The 14,564-nt window shown below is 63.5% G+C and carries 14 protein-coding genes; 10 read left to right on the top strand and 4 right to left on the bottom strand.

What is annotated here, in order from left to right; all coding sequences use genetic code 11:
* Nucleotides 1-19 precede the first annotated feature (19 nt).
* Nucleotides 20-1,714, bottom strand: coding sequence for a 5'-3' exonuclease H3TH domain-containing protein (locus EB835_RS04385; RefSeq protein WP_240688541.1), 1,695 nt, complete (start codon nt 1,712-1,714; stop codon nt 20-22).
* Between the two features lie 76 nt (nt 1,715-1,790).
* Between EB835_RS04385 and EB835_RS04380 the strand changes: the two genes are divergently transcribed.
* Both EB835_RS04380 and EB835_RS04375 read left to right on the top strand, forming a co-directional pair.
* Nucleotides 1,791-2,717, top strand: a complete 927-nt coding sequence (locus tag EB835_RS04380) for a metal-dependent hydrolase (protein WP_135808450.1) — start codon at nt 1,791-1,793, stop codon at nt 2,715-2,717.
* Nucleotides 2,718-3,057: 340 nt separating this feature from the next.
* Entirely contained in the window at nt 3,058-3,816 is a 759-nt protein-coding gene (locus EB835_RS04375; protein ID WP_240688540.1) for a polyprenol monophosphomannose synthase, read from the top strand.
* A gap of 127 nt (nt 3,817-3,943) precedes the next feature.
* Here the strand turns inward: EB835_RS04375 and EB835_RS04370 are convergent, their stop codons facing one another.
* Both EB835_RS04370 and EB835_RS04365 read right to left on the bottom strand, forming a co-directional pair.
* Nucleotides 3,944-4,285, bottom strand: coding sequence for an RNA polymerase-binding protein RbpA (locus EB835_RS04370; RefSeq protein ID WP_135808267.1), 342 nt, complete (start codon nt 4,283-4,285; stop codon nt 3,944-3,946).
* Between the two features lie 186 nt (nt 4,286-4,471).
* Nucleotides 4,472-5,236 carry a glycerophosphodiester phosphodiesterase family protein gene (locus tag EB835_RS04365; protein ID WP_240688539.1) on the bottom strand — a complete coding sequence of 255 codons (765 nt, stop codon included), beginning with the start codon at nt 5,234-5,236 and terminating at the stop codon, nt 4,472-4,474.
* A gap of 56 nt (nt 5,237-5,292) precedes the next feature.
* On the opposite strand from EB835_RS04365, the gene EB835_RS04360 reads away from it, so the two are divergent.
* The 8 genes from EB835_RS04360 to EB835_RS04325 all read left to right on the top strand — a co-directional run bounded on the left by EB835_RS04360 (nt 5,293) and on the right by EB835_RS04325 (nt 13,652).
* Nucleotides 5,293-5,616, top strand: coding sequence for a hypothetical protein (locus tag EB835_RS04360; RefSeq protein WP_135808266.1), 324 nt, complete (start codon nt 5,293-5,295; stop codon nt 5,614-5,616).
* Nucleotides 5,617-5,851: 235 nt separating this feature from the next.
* A complete protein-coding gene (locus tag EB835_RS04355; RefSeq protein ID WP_135808265.1) occupies nt 5,852-6,661 on the top strand; it encodes a septal ring lytic transglycosylase RlpA family protein in 810 nt (269 codons plus the stop codon).
* 227 nt (nt 6,662-6,888) lie between these two features.
* Nucleotides 6,889-8,247: a flavin monoamine oxidase family protein gene (locus EB835_RS04350; RefSeq protein ID WP_135808264.1), complete on the top strand. Its 1,359-nt coding sequence runs from the start codon at nt 6,889-6,891 to the stop codon at nt 8,245-8,247.
* A 3-nt stretch (nt 8,248-8,250) separates the two neighbouring features.
* Nucleotides 8,251-9,774: an APC family permease gene (locus tag EB835_RS04345; RefSeq protein ID WP_135808263.1), complete on the top strand. Its 1,524-nt coding sequence runs from the start codon at nt 8,251-8,253 to the stop codon at nt 9,772-9,774.
* Nucleotides 9,771-10,178 (top strand): helix-turn-helix transcriptional regulator, encoded by a 408-nt coding sequence (locus EB835_RS04340; protein ID WP_135808262.1) that lies wholly within the window; start codon nt 9,771-9,773, stop codon nt 10,176-10,178. The genes EB835_RS04345 and EB835_RS04340 overlap by 4 nt, the downstream gene beginning before the upstream one ends.
* 10 nt (nt 10,179-10,188) lie before the next feature.
* Nucleotides 10,189-10,608: a VOC family protein gene (locus EB835_RS04335; protein WP_240688562.1), complete on the top strand. Its 420-nt coding sequence runs from the start codon at nt 10,189-10,191 to the stop codon at nt 10,606-10,608.
* Between the two features lie 5 nt (nt 10,609-10,613).
* Nucleotides 10,614-12,986 (top strand): excinuclease ABC subunit UvrA, encoded by a 2,373-nt coding sequence (locus EB835_RS04330; RefSeq protein ID WP_240688538.1) that lies wholly within the window; start codon nt 10,614-10,616, stop codon nt 12,984-12,986.
* 210 nt (nt 12,987-13,196) lie between these two features.
* A complete protein-coding gene (locus EB835_RS04325; protein ID WP_276605980.1) occupies nt 13,197-13,652 on the top strand; it encodes a transglycosylase family protein in 456 nt (151 codons plus the stop codon).
* A 255-nt stretch (nt 13,653-13,907) separates the two neighbouring features.
* On the opposite strand, the gene EB835_RS04320 is transcribed toward EB835_RS04325, so the two are convergent.
* Nucleotides 13,908-14,540, bottom strand: coding sequence for a TetR/AcrR family transcriptional regulator (locus tag EB835_RS04320; RefSeq protein ID WP_135808259.1), 633 nt, complete (start codon nt 14,538-14,540; stop codon nt 13,908-13,910).
* Nucleotides 14,541-14,564: the final 24 nt, after the last annotated feature.

The raw sequence follows: 14,564 nt of genomic DNA, 5'->3' as shown, positions 1-14,564 counted from the left end.
TCGGTGTCGAGTCTAGCGTTCAGGACATCGGCCACGAACCGTCGACGACGGCTTCGGCGTTGCCCTTCTTTCGCAGCCAGGCCTGGAGTCCTGCCGCCTGTGAGCGCTTCCAATCGGCTTGGGCGGCCATGATCTCATCGTTGCTCATCGCAGAGATTTCCGTGGACTTTTCGGCCAATGCTCGGGAAATGTCCAGAGCGGCCAGGGCGTCGGCTGCGGCATCGTGGGCATCGAGGAGTTCGACCTGATAAGTCTTCGCCGTTTCGATGAGTGTCCGTTTGCCCCTGCGGTAAGGATCGATGTTCTTGTCTACGACGAAGGTGTCGACGATCGTCGGGATGATCGAGGGGAAGTCGATGTCCGGGCGGTGGCGGGCCACCTCGGCGGCCATCACGCTGAGGTCATAGACGACGTTGTGTCCGACGACGACGGCACCTTCCTCCCTGAGCGCTGCGAACTCTGCACACAACTCGCTGACGACCTGAGCAGCGGCCGCACCATTGGCCTGGGCGAACTCGCTCGTGATGCCGTGGACCGCTCGTGCCGATTCCGGGATCTCGATTCCCGGATCGGCCAGCCATGTGCGCACCTGCGTGGCTGAGTCGACGAAGGCGGCGGTGACGATGCGGGCAGTCGCCGGTTCGACTCCGGTGGTCTCGAGATCGAAGCCGACGAGTCGCGACTGGACCCACGAACCGGCTCCACCGGTCCGTGGTGTCGCCTCAGCGGTTCGGTCCGGCCGGGTCTGTCCCGAATTGCGCCCCTGCACTGTAGCGCCTGCCGGTGCCGAACTGTCGGTGCCGGCCACAGCTTCGAGCGCGGCGGTGAGGTTGTCGACGGAGCGGCGGATGTTCTGCCCGGCGGCGGCGTTCTCGACTCCAGCTCGATCAAAGCCGTTCGGGACGCTGTCGAGGTCGAGGCCGTGACCGACGTCGGTCAGGCAGCGCATGACCTCGAGCGTCTTGTACAGGGTGTCTTCGACCTCGATGATCGTCGCGGCTCGCTTCGGGCTGAGTCCACCGGTCTTCACTCCGGCTTTGGCGGCCTTGATGACCGATTCGAGGGAACCGAAGTTCGACAACAGGGTGGCAGCGGTCTTCTCCCCGATGCCGGGTGCTCCGGGCAGACCGTCGGACGGGTCGCCGCGCAGCGCTGCGAGCTCGCGGTAGCGGGTGCCGTCGGGGACTCCATAGGCGGTCGGCAGGTCGGCCTGCGTCACGGCTTCCCACTCGCCGCCCTTGCGGGGCCGCAGAACGCTGACGTCGGTCGATGAGTTCAGCAGTGCCAGAAGATCGCGATCGGGGGACACGATGACCACGGGGGTCATCGACTGGGCGGCCATCGTGGCGATGACGTCATCGGCTTCGGTTCCGGCGACTTCGGCGATGGGGATTCCGGCTGCTGCGAGGACACGGTTCATGAGCGGCAGCTGCACGGCCAGCTCGGGCGGGATCTCCGTGCCGGCTTCCTCATCCTTGACACGCGCCGCCTTGTATTCGGGCATGATCGCGGTGCGGAACGCCGGACGCCAATCGGCGTCCATCGTTGCGATCACACGATCGGTGTCGAAGCGACGCACCATCTGGGCGACGGTGTCCAACACCCCACGCACGGCGTTGACCGGATCGCCGTCGGCATTGACGATCGAATCCGGCACCGAATAGAAGGCGCGGTAGTACAGAGCAGGCGTATCGAGCAGAACCAAGGGCTTCACAACAGGTGACGATACCCGACCCTCCTGACACAGGTGTAGCCGCGGCAGCCGACGGTGTAGCCTGTCGGCTGTGACTATGTACTTTGGTGGAGATGTTTACAGCAGTGTCGACCCATTTGCGACTGCCTTGGGATGCGCGGACGGAAAGGTCTCGTTCATCGGCTCCGATGAAGCGGCAAAGGCTCTGGACCCCGACGCGATCGACCTCGGTGAGGATTTCCTCACGCCGGGCTTCGTCCACGCCGGGCTGATCGTCAACGATTCGGCGCCGACCGCTGCCGACCTGTACGCGCAGGGGTTCACGCATGTGCATGCGATCGGCACCGCCGAGGCAGTCGCACAGCTCGCCGCCGATGCTCCTGACGGACTGTCGGTCGTCGACTACCCGCAGCAGCCGACTGAATCCGGTGAGGCCGGTCGCGCCTCGATTGCGGCCGCCGATCTCATCAGGCTCGATGAGCTTCCGGCGCTCAGCCTCTTCATCCTCGTCGATTCGGATGAGCAGCTCACCGCTGTGCTCGAGACGCTGAGTGCTGATGCTGCTCATGCCCAGAGTCACGGATATCGTCTGCGTCTGGACTTAGCCGTTCCGGCGACCCAAGTCGAACTCCTCGGGCGCAGCGGAATCGCCATCACTCTGGACCCCGCGCAGCCACAGCCCTTGGCCCAGCTTCTGGCGGCCGGAGCGCAGGTGTCCTTCAGCCATTCCGACCCGTCGCCCTGGGCGGCGGTGCGCAATGCGGTCGTCGGTGACGGAGGGATCGGCGCACGAGCCGCCTTCAACGCCGCGACACGCTTCGCTCATCGTGCGGCCGGCAATCCCGAAGGCGGAGTCCTCGCACCCGGAGCCGATGCCGACATCGTGCGATGGAAGGTCGAACGTCTCGTCGTCCAGGTCGCCGACCCGCGAGTCGCGGCCTGGAGCACCGATCCGCGGTCGGGCACACCGGGACTGCCCGAGCTGTCGCCGGACGTGGCGCTGCCCACTCGCGTCGAACTCTGAGTCGAACGGGTCACCGGTTGTGTGGGACCGCCTCGGCGAGGTCGGGCGTCCACGGTCCCGCCGACCCAGTCGCACATGTCGGCGTGTCCAGCCGACACGCCGAAGTCGGGAAAATTTCAGTAGCGCTCTTAAGCCTCTGACCTGCGAATACAACTATCAGTCCAGGTCAAAGCGATTTTGCAAAGTCTGGGTCGGCCACTAGATTCGAAGTGAACATTCCGCTTGATGCGGGATGGAGTCGGCACTCCCGTCAATAGATAACTCACTGCTCCGGCAGCGTGGTCCGAAGGCGGGGGTGTCGACTCATTGTCCGGACCAGCCACCGCGTATCGTGGAGTCCGTGCTTTCCAAGATTCTTGTCGTCATCCCCACCTTCAACGAACGCCTCGCCCTTCCCGTCACGCTGGCCGGACTGTTCGAACAGCAGCCCGACGTCGATGTCCTCATCGTCGATGACGGCTCTCCCGACGGGACGGGAGAGTGGGCCGATGAGCAGGCTCGCGCAGATTCCCGCATCAATGTTCTCCACCGCACCGAGAAGTCCGGACTCGGCATGGCCTATATCGCCGGGTTCGAATGGGCACTCGCGCGTGACTACGAGATCATCTGTGAGTTCGACGCCGACGGCTCTCACCGCCCACTCGACTTGGGACAGCTGCTCGACGCCGCCCGGCAGGGGCGAGGGGATCTCATCATCGGGTCACGGTGGGTGCCGGGCGGAGAGATCGTCGATTGGCCCCGGTCTCGGTACTTCCTCTCCCGCGGCGCGAACGTCTACGTCAACGCCGTCATGGGCCTGGGAGTCAAGGACGCGACGGCCGGTTTCCGCGCGTACACCCGCCCTGTGCTCGAGGCTCTCGACCTCTCCGGTGTGCAGTCGCAGGGATACTGCTTCCAGATCGACATGACCTATCGCACAGTCGAAGCCGGTTTCCGAGTCGCGGAGGTGCCCATCGTCTTCGTCGAACGCGAGTTAGGTGAATCGAAGATGAGCGGTTCGATCATCACCGAGGCTTTCACGAAGGTCGCAGGCTGGGGGCTGACTCGCCGTCGGCGACAGGTGCGTCGCCTGCTGGGCCGTTCCGAGCCCGCCACCTGACCTCCCAAAATTGCTACCTGACGGCGGCTCAGCAACCTGGCGCCAGGTTGCTGAGCCGCCGTCAGGTAGCAAAAAGGGGTGCAGGTCGGAGGACCTGCACCCCTTCAGTGCTCTCAGCGCAGCTGAATCAGCTCTGAGCCGGAACCTCTCCGCGACGGATCGCGAGGCGCTCGTCGAGGAGCACCTGGAGTTCGTCGAAGGACCGGCGCTCCAGGAGCATGTCCCAGTGGGAGCGCACATGCTTGACGGGCTCACCATCGGGTTCGTTGACTCCGACGCGGACACCGATTCCGTGGAGACCGGAATCCCAGGTCGAGGGGACTTCGGCCTCGATCGAGAACGGCACCTTGAAACGGGTTCCGTCTTCGCATTCGAACTCGACCATCTGGCGGGGTGCCGGCTCGACGCCCTCCTCGGTTTCGAGGCTGCGCGAGCCCAACTGTGTTCCGCGGAGACTGCGTTCGCTCATATCTAAGACCTTCCGACTCGACTGCACACCTTGGACGCAATGTAACAGTCTACCGTGCCCGAATATTCCTCGCCGACAGGCTACGGCGGCATTCGCACAGCAGCCCCTGCGGCGCGGCAGTCACTACGCGAAAGAGGCAGCCCCTGCGATCGGAGGTCGGGTCCTCCACTCGAGTGGTTCTTCGGCTCAACCCCGTCGGCGGGCCAGCACGTCGAGGCCGAGTTCCACGTCATCGGTGACGATCCCGTCGACTCCGAGGCCGAGCAGAGACTGCATCGCCTGTTCGTCATTGATCGTCCAGACGTGGACGTGCAGACCCGAGCGATGAGCTCGGTCGACGAAGTCAGCGGTGACCACAGGGATCCGCTTGTACGACGCCGGCACCTGCAGTGCGTCGGCTCCCGGCGGCAGGGGAGCAGCCCCGTGATCGGGAACTCCCGGCAGGCGACCGAGGGCGAACAGCGCGGTCTCCGTCGTTCCCGTCGACGTGCGCACACCGGGCAGAGCGGTGCGCAGGCGACGCAGGGTTCCCGAGTCGAAGGAGGCGAGACGGATACGATCGGCGGCATCGAAATTGTGAACGAAGCGGATCATCGGACCGATGCTGTGCGGTGCCTTGACATCGATGTTCCACAGAACCTGCGGCAAGGTCTCCAGCAGGGCCTCGAGGCGGGAGAGTCGCCCTCCTGCCAGGAGTTCGACATCATCGAGGTCGTCCGCACCGAGCTCGCGGATGGAATGGGACAGTCCGGCGATGCGGGTGAGATCGGCATCATGCGCGGCAAAGAGGACACCATCAGCGGACGCGTGGACGTCAGTCTCCATCCACCGCACCCCGGACGCTGCCGCAGCGGCGAAGGCATCGAGGGTGTTTTCGCTCATCCCCGGCCACAAACCGCCACGGTGCGCAATGATCTCTGGGTCTGCGTTGATCTCCGGCTGGAAATTCATGGTCCAATCCTAATCAGGGTGTTGATTTCGCAGGGGGTCTGTTCAAGGATGGACCTATGAGCTCACACCGCGAACCCATCGAACCCGACGACGTCATCGACGCGACCGCGAAGACCCCGACCGAACGTGCACGCCGGGCTGCCGGACGCGCTTACGGTGCTGCGAGCACCGGTGTGAAGAACGTGCGTGAGGCGGCCTCGACCTCCCGCCTCATCGAAGCCACGGAGAGCAGCGTCAACCGTGCCCTGGGGAGCGTCTCACATGCGATAGATGACGCTGTGCGCAGCGGCAAGGTCGAACGGGCTTTCGACAGGGCCCAGGAAACCGTGACGACGGGAGCCGAAGGCGTCCGGAAACTGGTGACGCGCAAGCCGCGCTGACTGTCACTGAGTTCGGCTCCGGCCGAGAACGGCCCCTGGCCGGCGACGCGCGAACAGACTCAGTGAGCAGGCTCTCTTCTCTGTGGCACACCGATCCGGCGTGCCACATTGCTTTTGTAACAGTTCCTTAATTAGAATCAGTGAACATAACGATCCGATAACTTGGAGTCCCTCCTTGAGCGCTCCGTCGCGAGAGGTCTTCCCCCGCATCTCCGAGTTGCCGAAGCACTGACTGATGACGACGAGGAACACCACTGTGGGCAGACATTCAGCACCGAGCACTAAGCAGACCGGTTCGATCTTCTCTGCGCTGACGGCGAAGAAGAAGGCTGGCCGCCACGCACCCGCCGGCCGGCAGAACACCGCTGGGGGAGTGCTGGCGGCGGTCCGCACCCGCCCAGTGCTCTCCGCCTTCATCGTGCCGACAGCCGCAACGGCTGCCGTCGTCGCATCGAGCCTTGCAATGGCTCCCAGCGATTCCTCCACGGGCGGCGAGGTGGTGGCCGAAGATCCCGCCGTCGCCGTCTCCGAGCCGACGAAGGCCACGGACGAGTTCCTCGCCAAGGCGAAGAAGCAGGCCAAGGAGAAGCCCGCAGAGGTCACGATCGACACGCATGTCGAAACGCCGAGTCCGAAGCCGTCGAAGACCGCTGACAAGAAGACCGAAGGTTCGACCGGCGGGGGAGAGTCGTCCAGCGGCGGTGCCGCCGATGAGAACGACGGGCCATCGAACTCCGGCAGGTCAAGCGGCGAATCCGGCAGCTGCCCGATGTCGTACTACGGCGGCGGTGACGGATTCGACGGCAAACAGACCGCCAACGGTGAGAGCTTCGATACGAACAAGCTCACCGCGGCTCACAAGACACTGCCGTTCGGCTCCAAGGTGAAGATCACGAACACCGCGAGCGGTAAATCCGTGACTGTGCGCATCAACGACCGCGGCCCCTACCACGGCAATCGCTGCTTCGATCTGTCCAAGGCAGCAATGGAGGCAGTCGGCGGCGTCGGTGCCGGACAGATCAACGGCAAATACGAAGTGCAGTGAGGCGAAGCGTTCCGACGCTGACCTGCGGATTCCGAAGTTGCACTCGCAGTTAAACGAATTTCGAACCTAATGCCGGGTTATACGCAAGTAATCAGTCGCAGATTCGTGCGTATACGTCCGGATAATTCTGTCAGTGCGGAATCCGTATTCCTACTTTTGACCTTGGCTTTCGACTGTGGTCTGGCTAACCTGAAGTCACCAACACACCCCCTTTCGAGGAGATCGCCATGTCGGAAGAATCCTGTGACGTCGTCATCATCGGAGCAGGCCCTTCGGGTCTGAGCGCAGCCCGCCGGCTGCGCAGGGCCGGACGCAGCGTCATCGTCCTCGAAGCTCGTGACAGAGTCGGCGGACGCACCTGGACCGAGCACATCGACGGCCAGATGTTCGAAATCGGCGGACAGTGGATCTCCCCGGACCAGACCGCGCTGCTCGCCCTCGTCGACGAACTCGGCAAGGAGACCTACCCGAGGCACCGTGACGGCGACAGCGTGTACATCGCTCCCGACGGCAGCCGCACCGTCTATTCCGGGGAGATGTTCCCGGTAGGGGAGTCGACCCAGGCGGAGATGGAACGTCTCATCGGCCTTCTCGACGAACTCGCCGCTCGTATCGGTCCGAATGCTCCCTGGGATGCCGATGACGCCGCCGAACTCGACTCGATCTCCTTCCACCATTGGCTGCGTGAACAGTCCGAGGACGAACTCGCGTGCGAGAACATCGGACTGTTCGTCGCCGGCGGCATGCTGACCAAGCCCGCCACCACCTTCTCAACTCTCCAGGCCATCCTCATGGCCGCCTCGGCGGGGTCGTTCACGAACCTCGTCGACGATCACTTCATCCTCGACCGTCGCGTCGTCGGCGGAATGCAGTCGGTCTCGGAGCAGATGGCCGAGGAACTCGGCTCGGACACCGTCCGCCTAGAGCAGCCGGCGCGCCGGATCGAATGGTCGGAGACCGGAGTCAGCGTCTCAACTGACGAGCTGTGTGTGAGCGCCCGCTCGGCGATCGTCGCCGTTCCGCCCAACCTCTACTCACGCATCAGCTACTCACCACCGCTGCCGAGGCTCCAGCAGATCTTCCATCAGCACCAGTCCATGGGACTCGTCATCAAAGTCCACGCCACATACGACAGCCCGTTCTGGCGTGAAGACGGGCTCTGCGGAACCGGTTTCGGCGCTTCTCGCCTCGTCCAAGAGGTCTACGACAACACGAATCACGGTGAAGAGCAGGGCACCCTCGTCGGCTTCATCTCAGATGTCAATGCCGATGCCATGTGGGCGCTGGACGAAGACACCCGGCGGACGAAGATTCTCGAAGCCCTCGCCGAGTTCCTCGGTCCGAAGGCACTCGACCCCCGCGTGTTCTACCTCTCTGACTTCGGTGCTGAGGAATGGACTCGGGGAGCATATGCGACAAGCTACGACCTCGGCGGTCTGCACAGGTGGGGTCCCTTCCAGAACGACCCGGTCGGGCCCATCCACTTCGCCAGCTCCGATATCGCCGCCGAGGGCTACCAGCACGTCGACGGAGCAGTGCGCATCGGCACCGCGACCGCCGAGAGGATCCTCGGCGAAAAGTCCTGATCCATGAGCAGCACACAGCCGTCGCCGTCGACGAACTCGAGCGGACTGAGCGCCAAGGGGCTCTCCGCCGGCAAGATCGGTGCCATCGGGGGAGCCGTCATCGGCATCTCCTGTATCGCTCCGGCCTATACGCTGACCTCGGGACTGGGCCCGACGATCTCTGAGGTCGGGGTGCACACCCCGGCCGTGCTGCTCATCGGCTTCGTGCCGATGCTGCTGGTCGTCTTCGGCTACCGGGAACTCAATACGGCTATGCCGGATTCGGGAACCACCTTCACCTGGGCGACCAGAGCATTCGGGCCCTGGTTGGGGTGGATGGGCGGATGGGGTCTCGTCGCCGCCACCGTCCTCGTGCTGTCCAACCTGGCAGCCGTGGCGGTGGACTTCCTCTTCCTGCTGTTGTCCCAAATGTTCTCCGACCCGCAGATCGCCGACCTCACCCGCGTCCTGTGGATCAACATTCCGGTCACGATCATTCTCACCGCTGCCGCGGCTTGGGTGTCCTACCGGGGCGTCGAAGCCACCGAGAAGCTGCAGGTCTGGCTCGTCGCCTTCCAGGTGCTGGCCCTGGGATGGTTCGTCGTCGCCGCAATCGTGCAGGCCTCGAACGGCACGGCCTATGATCCGACCCCGGTCTCACTCGACTGGTTCAACCCGCTGTCTGCCGGTGATTTCTCCACTGTCGCGGCCGCAGTCTCACTCTCCATCTTCCTGTTCTGGGGCTGGGACACCGTGATCACGATGAACGAGGAGGCCAAGGACCCGGAGAAGACTCCCGGCCGGGCAGCCATGCTCACGATCGTGGCGATCGTCATCATCTACATCGCCTGCACGATAGCTGTCATCTCCTTCGCCGGAGTCGGCACCGAGGGACTCGGCGCGGGCAACCCGGAGAATCAGGAATCGATCTTCGCTTCACTCGCCGGCCCGGTCATGGGGCCCTTCGCGGTGCTCGTATCCATCGCCGTGCTCTCCTCCTCGCTGTCGTCGCTGCAGGCGACGATGGTCTCACCGTCGCGGACGATCCTGGCGATGGGCCACTACGGAGCCCTGCCGGAGAAGTACGGCCGCGTCTCCCCGCGGTACAAATCACCGTCGGTGGCCACAGTCACCTCGGCGGGAGCGGCGATCATCTTCTACGTCGTCATGCGTCTGCTCTCGGAGAACGCACTCTGGGACACGATCACCGCTCTGGGACTCATGGTCTGCTTCTACTACGGCATCACCGGCCTGGCCTGCATCTGGTACTTCCGACGCAGCCTGTTCACCTCGGCGCGCACCTTCTTCTTCCGGTTCCTGTTCCCGCTCATCGGGGGAGTGACCCTGCTGGTCATCTTCGTCACCACAGCGGTCGACTCACTCGACCCCGACTACGGATCCGGATCCTCGGTCTTCGGCATCGGACTCGTCTTCGTCCTCGGCATCGGGGTCTTGGCACTGGGCGTGGTCATCATGATCATCCAGTCGGTGCGCCATCCGGACTTCTTCCGCGGACGCACCCTCAAGAAGGGCATCGACGCAGGGTGAACGACCAGCTGGTGGCTCTGCGTCGGGTCCGTGACCGCATCGACCGGGAGTTCGACCAGCCGTTGAGCGTGGTGGATCTGGCCGCAGGTGCGCACATGTCTGCCGGACACCTCAGCCGCCGGTTCAGAGCGGCCTTCGGCGAATCCCCGTACTCATACCTCATGACTCGCAGGATCGAACGGGCCATGGCGCTCATCCGACGCGCGGATCTGACGATCACCGATATCTGCTTCACCGTCGGCTTCTCCTCAGTGGGCACCTTCAGCACCCGCTTCAGCGAACTCGTCGGACTCTCACCGACCCGCTACCGCGACGGCATCGCAGCCGGGGAACACCGGCTGCCGACGATCGTGGTGAAGAACGCACTGCGACCGGTCAGGAATCGAGAAGTGCCACCGGGCTGAGCAGTCTACGATTGCTGTCATGAACATCTCGATCAACGCCAGCTTCCTGCCACATACCGATGCCGAAGAATCCCTCCACTTCTACCGCGATGTCCTCGGCTTCGAACTGCGCCTCGATGTCGGATCCGGACGAATGCGCTGGCTGACAGTCGGGCCGGCCGGCCAACCGGACACATCCGTCGTGCTCACCCCGCCGGTGACCGACCCGACGATCAGCGACACCGAACGTGAGACCATCGCAGCGCTCATGGCCAAGGGCAGCTATGCCGCGATCGTGCTCGCCAGCTCGAACGTCGATGAGGTCTTCGCCGAGGTCGAGGCCAAGGGCGCCGACATCGTGCAGGAGCCGATGGACCAACCCTATGGTCTGCGCGACTGCGCCCTGCGGGATCCTGCAGGCAACATGATCCGCATCCAGCAGAGGGGCTGAAGCGCGTGCACGCAGCCGACAGCCACGATCTCATCCGCGTCAGCGGAGCACGAGAGAACAACCTCAAGAACGTCAGCGTCGAAATCCCCAAACGCCGCCTCACAGTGTTCACCGGCGTGTCCGGGTCCGGCAAGAGCTCGCTGGTCTTCCACACCATCGCCGCCGAATCCCAGCGGATGATCAACGAGACCTACTCTGCCTTCGTCCAAGGATTCATGCCGGCGATGGCACGCCCCGAGGTCGACGTCCTCGAGGGACTGACCACCGCCATCCTCGTCGATCAGGAACGCATCGGAGCGAATCCGCGCTCCACCGTGGGCACGGTCTCGGACATCAACGCGAAGCTGCGGACCCTCTTCGCCCGCGTGGCAGAGCCGAACCTCGGATCGACGAACGCCTACTCTTTCAATGTCGCCACCCTCAGTGGGAAGGGCGCGGTGACCATCGACAAGGGCGAAGGCAGGCAAGTTGAACGCAAGTCCTTCTCCGTCAACGGAGGCATGTGCCCGCACTGTGAGGGAATGGGCACGGCCACGGACATCTCCATCGCCGAGGTGGTCGATGAGTCGAAATCCTTGAACGACGGAGCCATCACCGTCCCCGGGTACAAACCCGGCGGCTGGTCGGTGCGCATGTTCTCCGAATCCGGCTACTTCGACCCGGACAAACCCGTCGCCGACTTCAATGAGACTGAGCGTCACTATCTGCTCTACGCCGAAGGTGAGAAAGTCAAGATCAACGGCACGAACATCACCTTCGACGGGCTGATCCCGCGCATCCGACGGTCGTTCCTGTCCAAGGACCGGGACTCGATGCAGAAGCACATCCGCGAATTCGTCGACCGCGCCGTCGTCTTCACCACCTGCCCCGCATGCGAGGGAACTCGGCTCAACCCGGCCGCCCGGTCCTCACTGATCGCCGGACAGTCGATTGCCGACGTCTGCGCTCTGCAGATCTCAGACATCACGGACTGGCTGGACCAGATCGAACCCGGCACCGCCTCGGCGCTGCTGGACTCCCTGCGAGCGGATGTGCAGGCATTCGACGACATCGGACTCGGATATCTGTCCCTGGACCGATCGGCAGGCTCGCTGTCCGGGGGAGAAGCACAGCGGATCAAGCTGGTCCGTCACCTCGGATCCTCGCTGACCGATGTCACCTACGTCTTCGACGAACCGACGATCGGTCTGCACCCGCACGATATCCAGTCGATGAATGAACTGCTGCTGGCGTTGCGGAACAAGGGCAACACGGTCCTCGTCGTCGAGCACAAGCCCGAGACGATTCTCATCGCCGATCACATCGTCGACCTGGGACCCGGAGCCGGCGAGAACGGGGGAGAGGTCACCTTCACCGGCACGGTCGACGGACTCCGCGGATCCGAGACGCTCACCGGCCGCCACCTCGGCTATACGGCGGCGCTCAAGGACACGGTCCGGGAAGCGACCGGAGCGCTCGAGATCCGACGTGCTCACGCGCATAACCTGCGGGATGTCGATGTCGATGTGCCCCGCGGTGTGCTCACCGTCATCACCGGAGTCGCCGGATCAGGCAAGAGCAGCCTCATCGAGGAATCCCTGCGGGGCCGCGATGAGGTTGTGATGATCGATCAGGCTCCGATCAAGGGGTCCCGGCGCAGCAACCCTGCCACCTATACGGGAATGCTCGAGCCCATCCGGAAGGCGTTCGCGAAGGCCAATGGAGTCAAGCCGTCCCTCTTCAGCACAAATTCCGAGGGCGCCTGCCCGGTGTGCAACGGCGCCGGAATCATCTATTCGGATATGGCGCTCATGGGCGGTGTGTCAGCACCGTGTGATGAGTGCGAGGGCAAGGGGTTCCAACCCGAGGTGCTCGAGTACAGGTTGGCCGGGCTGAATATCCGTGAGGTTCTGGATCTGCCGGTGGACGCGGCGGTCGAGCATTTCGGTGCGGGGGAGTCACACATTCCCGTGGTCGTGAAGATTCTGGGTGTCCTCGCCGAGGTGGGGCTGGGCTATGTCAGTCTGGGACAGCCGCTGACGACTCTGTCCGGGGGAGAGCGACAGCGACTGAAGCTGGCGGTGCATCTGTCGGCGAAGGCCGCTGATGCGGCGCAGGTGATCATCCTCGATGAACCGACGACAGGGCTGCATCTGGCCGATGTCGAGAACCTGCTGCGTCTGCTCGACGGACTCGTCGATTCCGGACGGACCGTCATCGTCATCGAACACCATCAGGCCGTGATGGCTCATGCCGATCACATCATCGACCTGGGACCCGGTGCCGGACACGACGGAGGCTCCATCGTCTTCGAGGGCAGTCCTGCTGAGCTCGTCGCGGGTGCCGAGCAGACCGGATCGCTGACTGCGAAGCATCTTGCCGCCTATGTGAGCGGTTGATGCGCAAATGCCTCAGCAGGTGCAGAACTGCTGGTGGACGGCCAGGGGAGTCGTCTCCGTTCAGGATCCGCTGAGGTTGTACTGAGGCGATTCGGATGCAGATTCTGCGCTCTCGGGTTCAAATGCGGCGTTCGATTCGTTACGGTGTATAACGACTCGGTAACGACCGGGTTACAGAACCGAAATGCAGTCGTACTTTGGAGATACACAGTGAACCTCTACAGCACTAGCCTTCGCAAGGTCGCCCTGCTCGTCGGCGCCGGCGCTGTCGCAGCCGCCGGAATGACCGGCATGAGCGCAGCGGCACCGGCACAGGCGGCCTCGGGGGGCGTCTGGGACAAGGTCGCCGAGTGTGAGTCCGGCGGTGACTGGCACATCAACACCGGGAACGGATACTACGGCGGTCTGCAGTTCTCCGAACAGACCTGGAAGGCCTTCGGCGGTGAAGGAATGCCGCACAAGGCCAGCAAGAAGGAACAGATCCGCATCGCCCAGAAGACGCTGGACGAACAGGGCCCGGGCGCATGGCCTGTCTGTGGCGAGAAGGCCGGGCTCACGAAGAAGAACGGCGCAGCCGATGACGGCGGCGGATCCGGTGGCGACGACGGCAAGAAGGACGATGGCGGCAAGGTCGGCCTCGGCGGAAACGTCACCATCGGCGGCTGAGGTCGCACGATCACCCGATGCTCACCGGTTCGCAGTCACCGACATGTGCTCTGTGAATCGTGAGCCTTAAGATGGCCGTGAGCGACGCATTCGTCGCTCACGGCCATTTCTGTCGTACATACAGCTGCAGATGCCTTCTTCTCGGCTTTGAGTAGAACGCCGATAATATACATTATGTTAAGTACGGTGCCGAACAGACCTTCCCGGGCCCGGAACGGCGTCATCTGAACCATGATGATTGCCGAGGCTGTCGACTCATAGTGCCGATGATTCCCTGCTGGCTCGCACGAGCATATCGATGAACTCATCGATAGCAACGTCGGTCCTGCGGCGGTCGCCTGTCAGCAGCAAGTCGACAACGAGACCCCTGTACTGAGCTACGACAAGAATGGCCAGGGTTTCAGCCCTCGCCGCAGAAATCGCCAGGTGGTCCGTCAGCAGATTGCGCACCGCCGCGGTGAAATCCCTGGACACAGCATCGTGAACGCGTCGACGTCCGTCGTTTGGTCGGCTCGCACGAGTCTGAGCGGTCAGTTCGAACAGGAGTCTGAATTGACGCAATTCGCGATCGGTCGTCAGAGCTCGCCACTGTTTCCTCAGCAGCGTACCCAGATCGGTTACTTCGACGCGGCTGCTTTCGGGCGCTATCCGAGCGATGAAGTCCACACGGATCTCTTCCAGGACCTCGAGCAGCAGCCCCTCCTTCGATCCGAAGTGTCTGAGCAACGTGGTGTGGGTGACGCCGATGGCATCTGCGGCGGGACGAAGGGACAGATCTCCGACGCCGTGCTCAAGTATGTACTCGGTCAAAGCCCCAAGGATCTCGGGGCGTCGATGCTGGAAGCGTAGCGTTCGACCATCAGTCTGGCCACCATTTTCCGAGGTCACGGATCGAGCATAGCAAGCATTCAA

It is taken from the genome of Brevibacterium sp. S22 (assembly GCF_004745485.1).
GTDB lineage: Bacteria > Actinomycetota > Actinomycetes > Actinomycetales > Brevibacteriaceae > Brevibacterium.
This window is presented reverse-complemented; position numbering and strand designations above follow the sequence as displayed.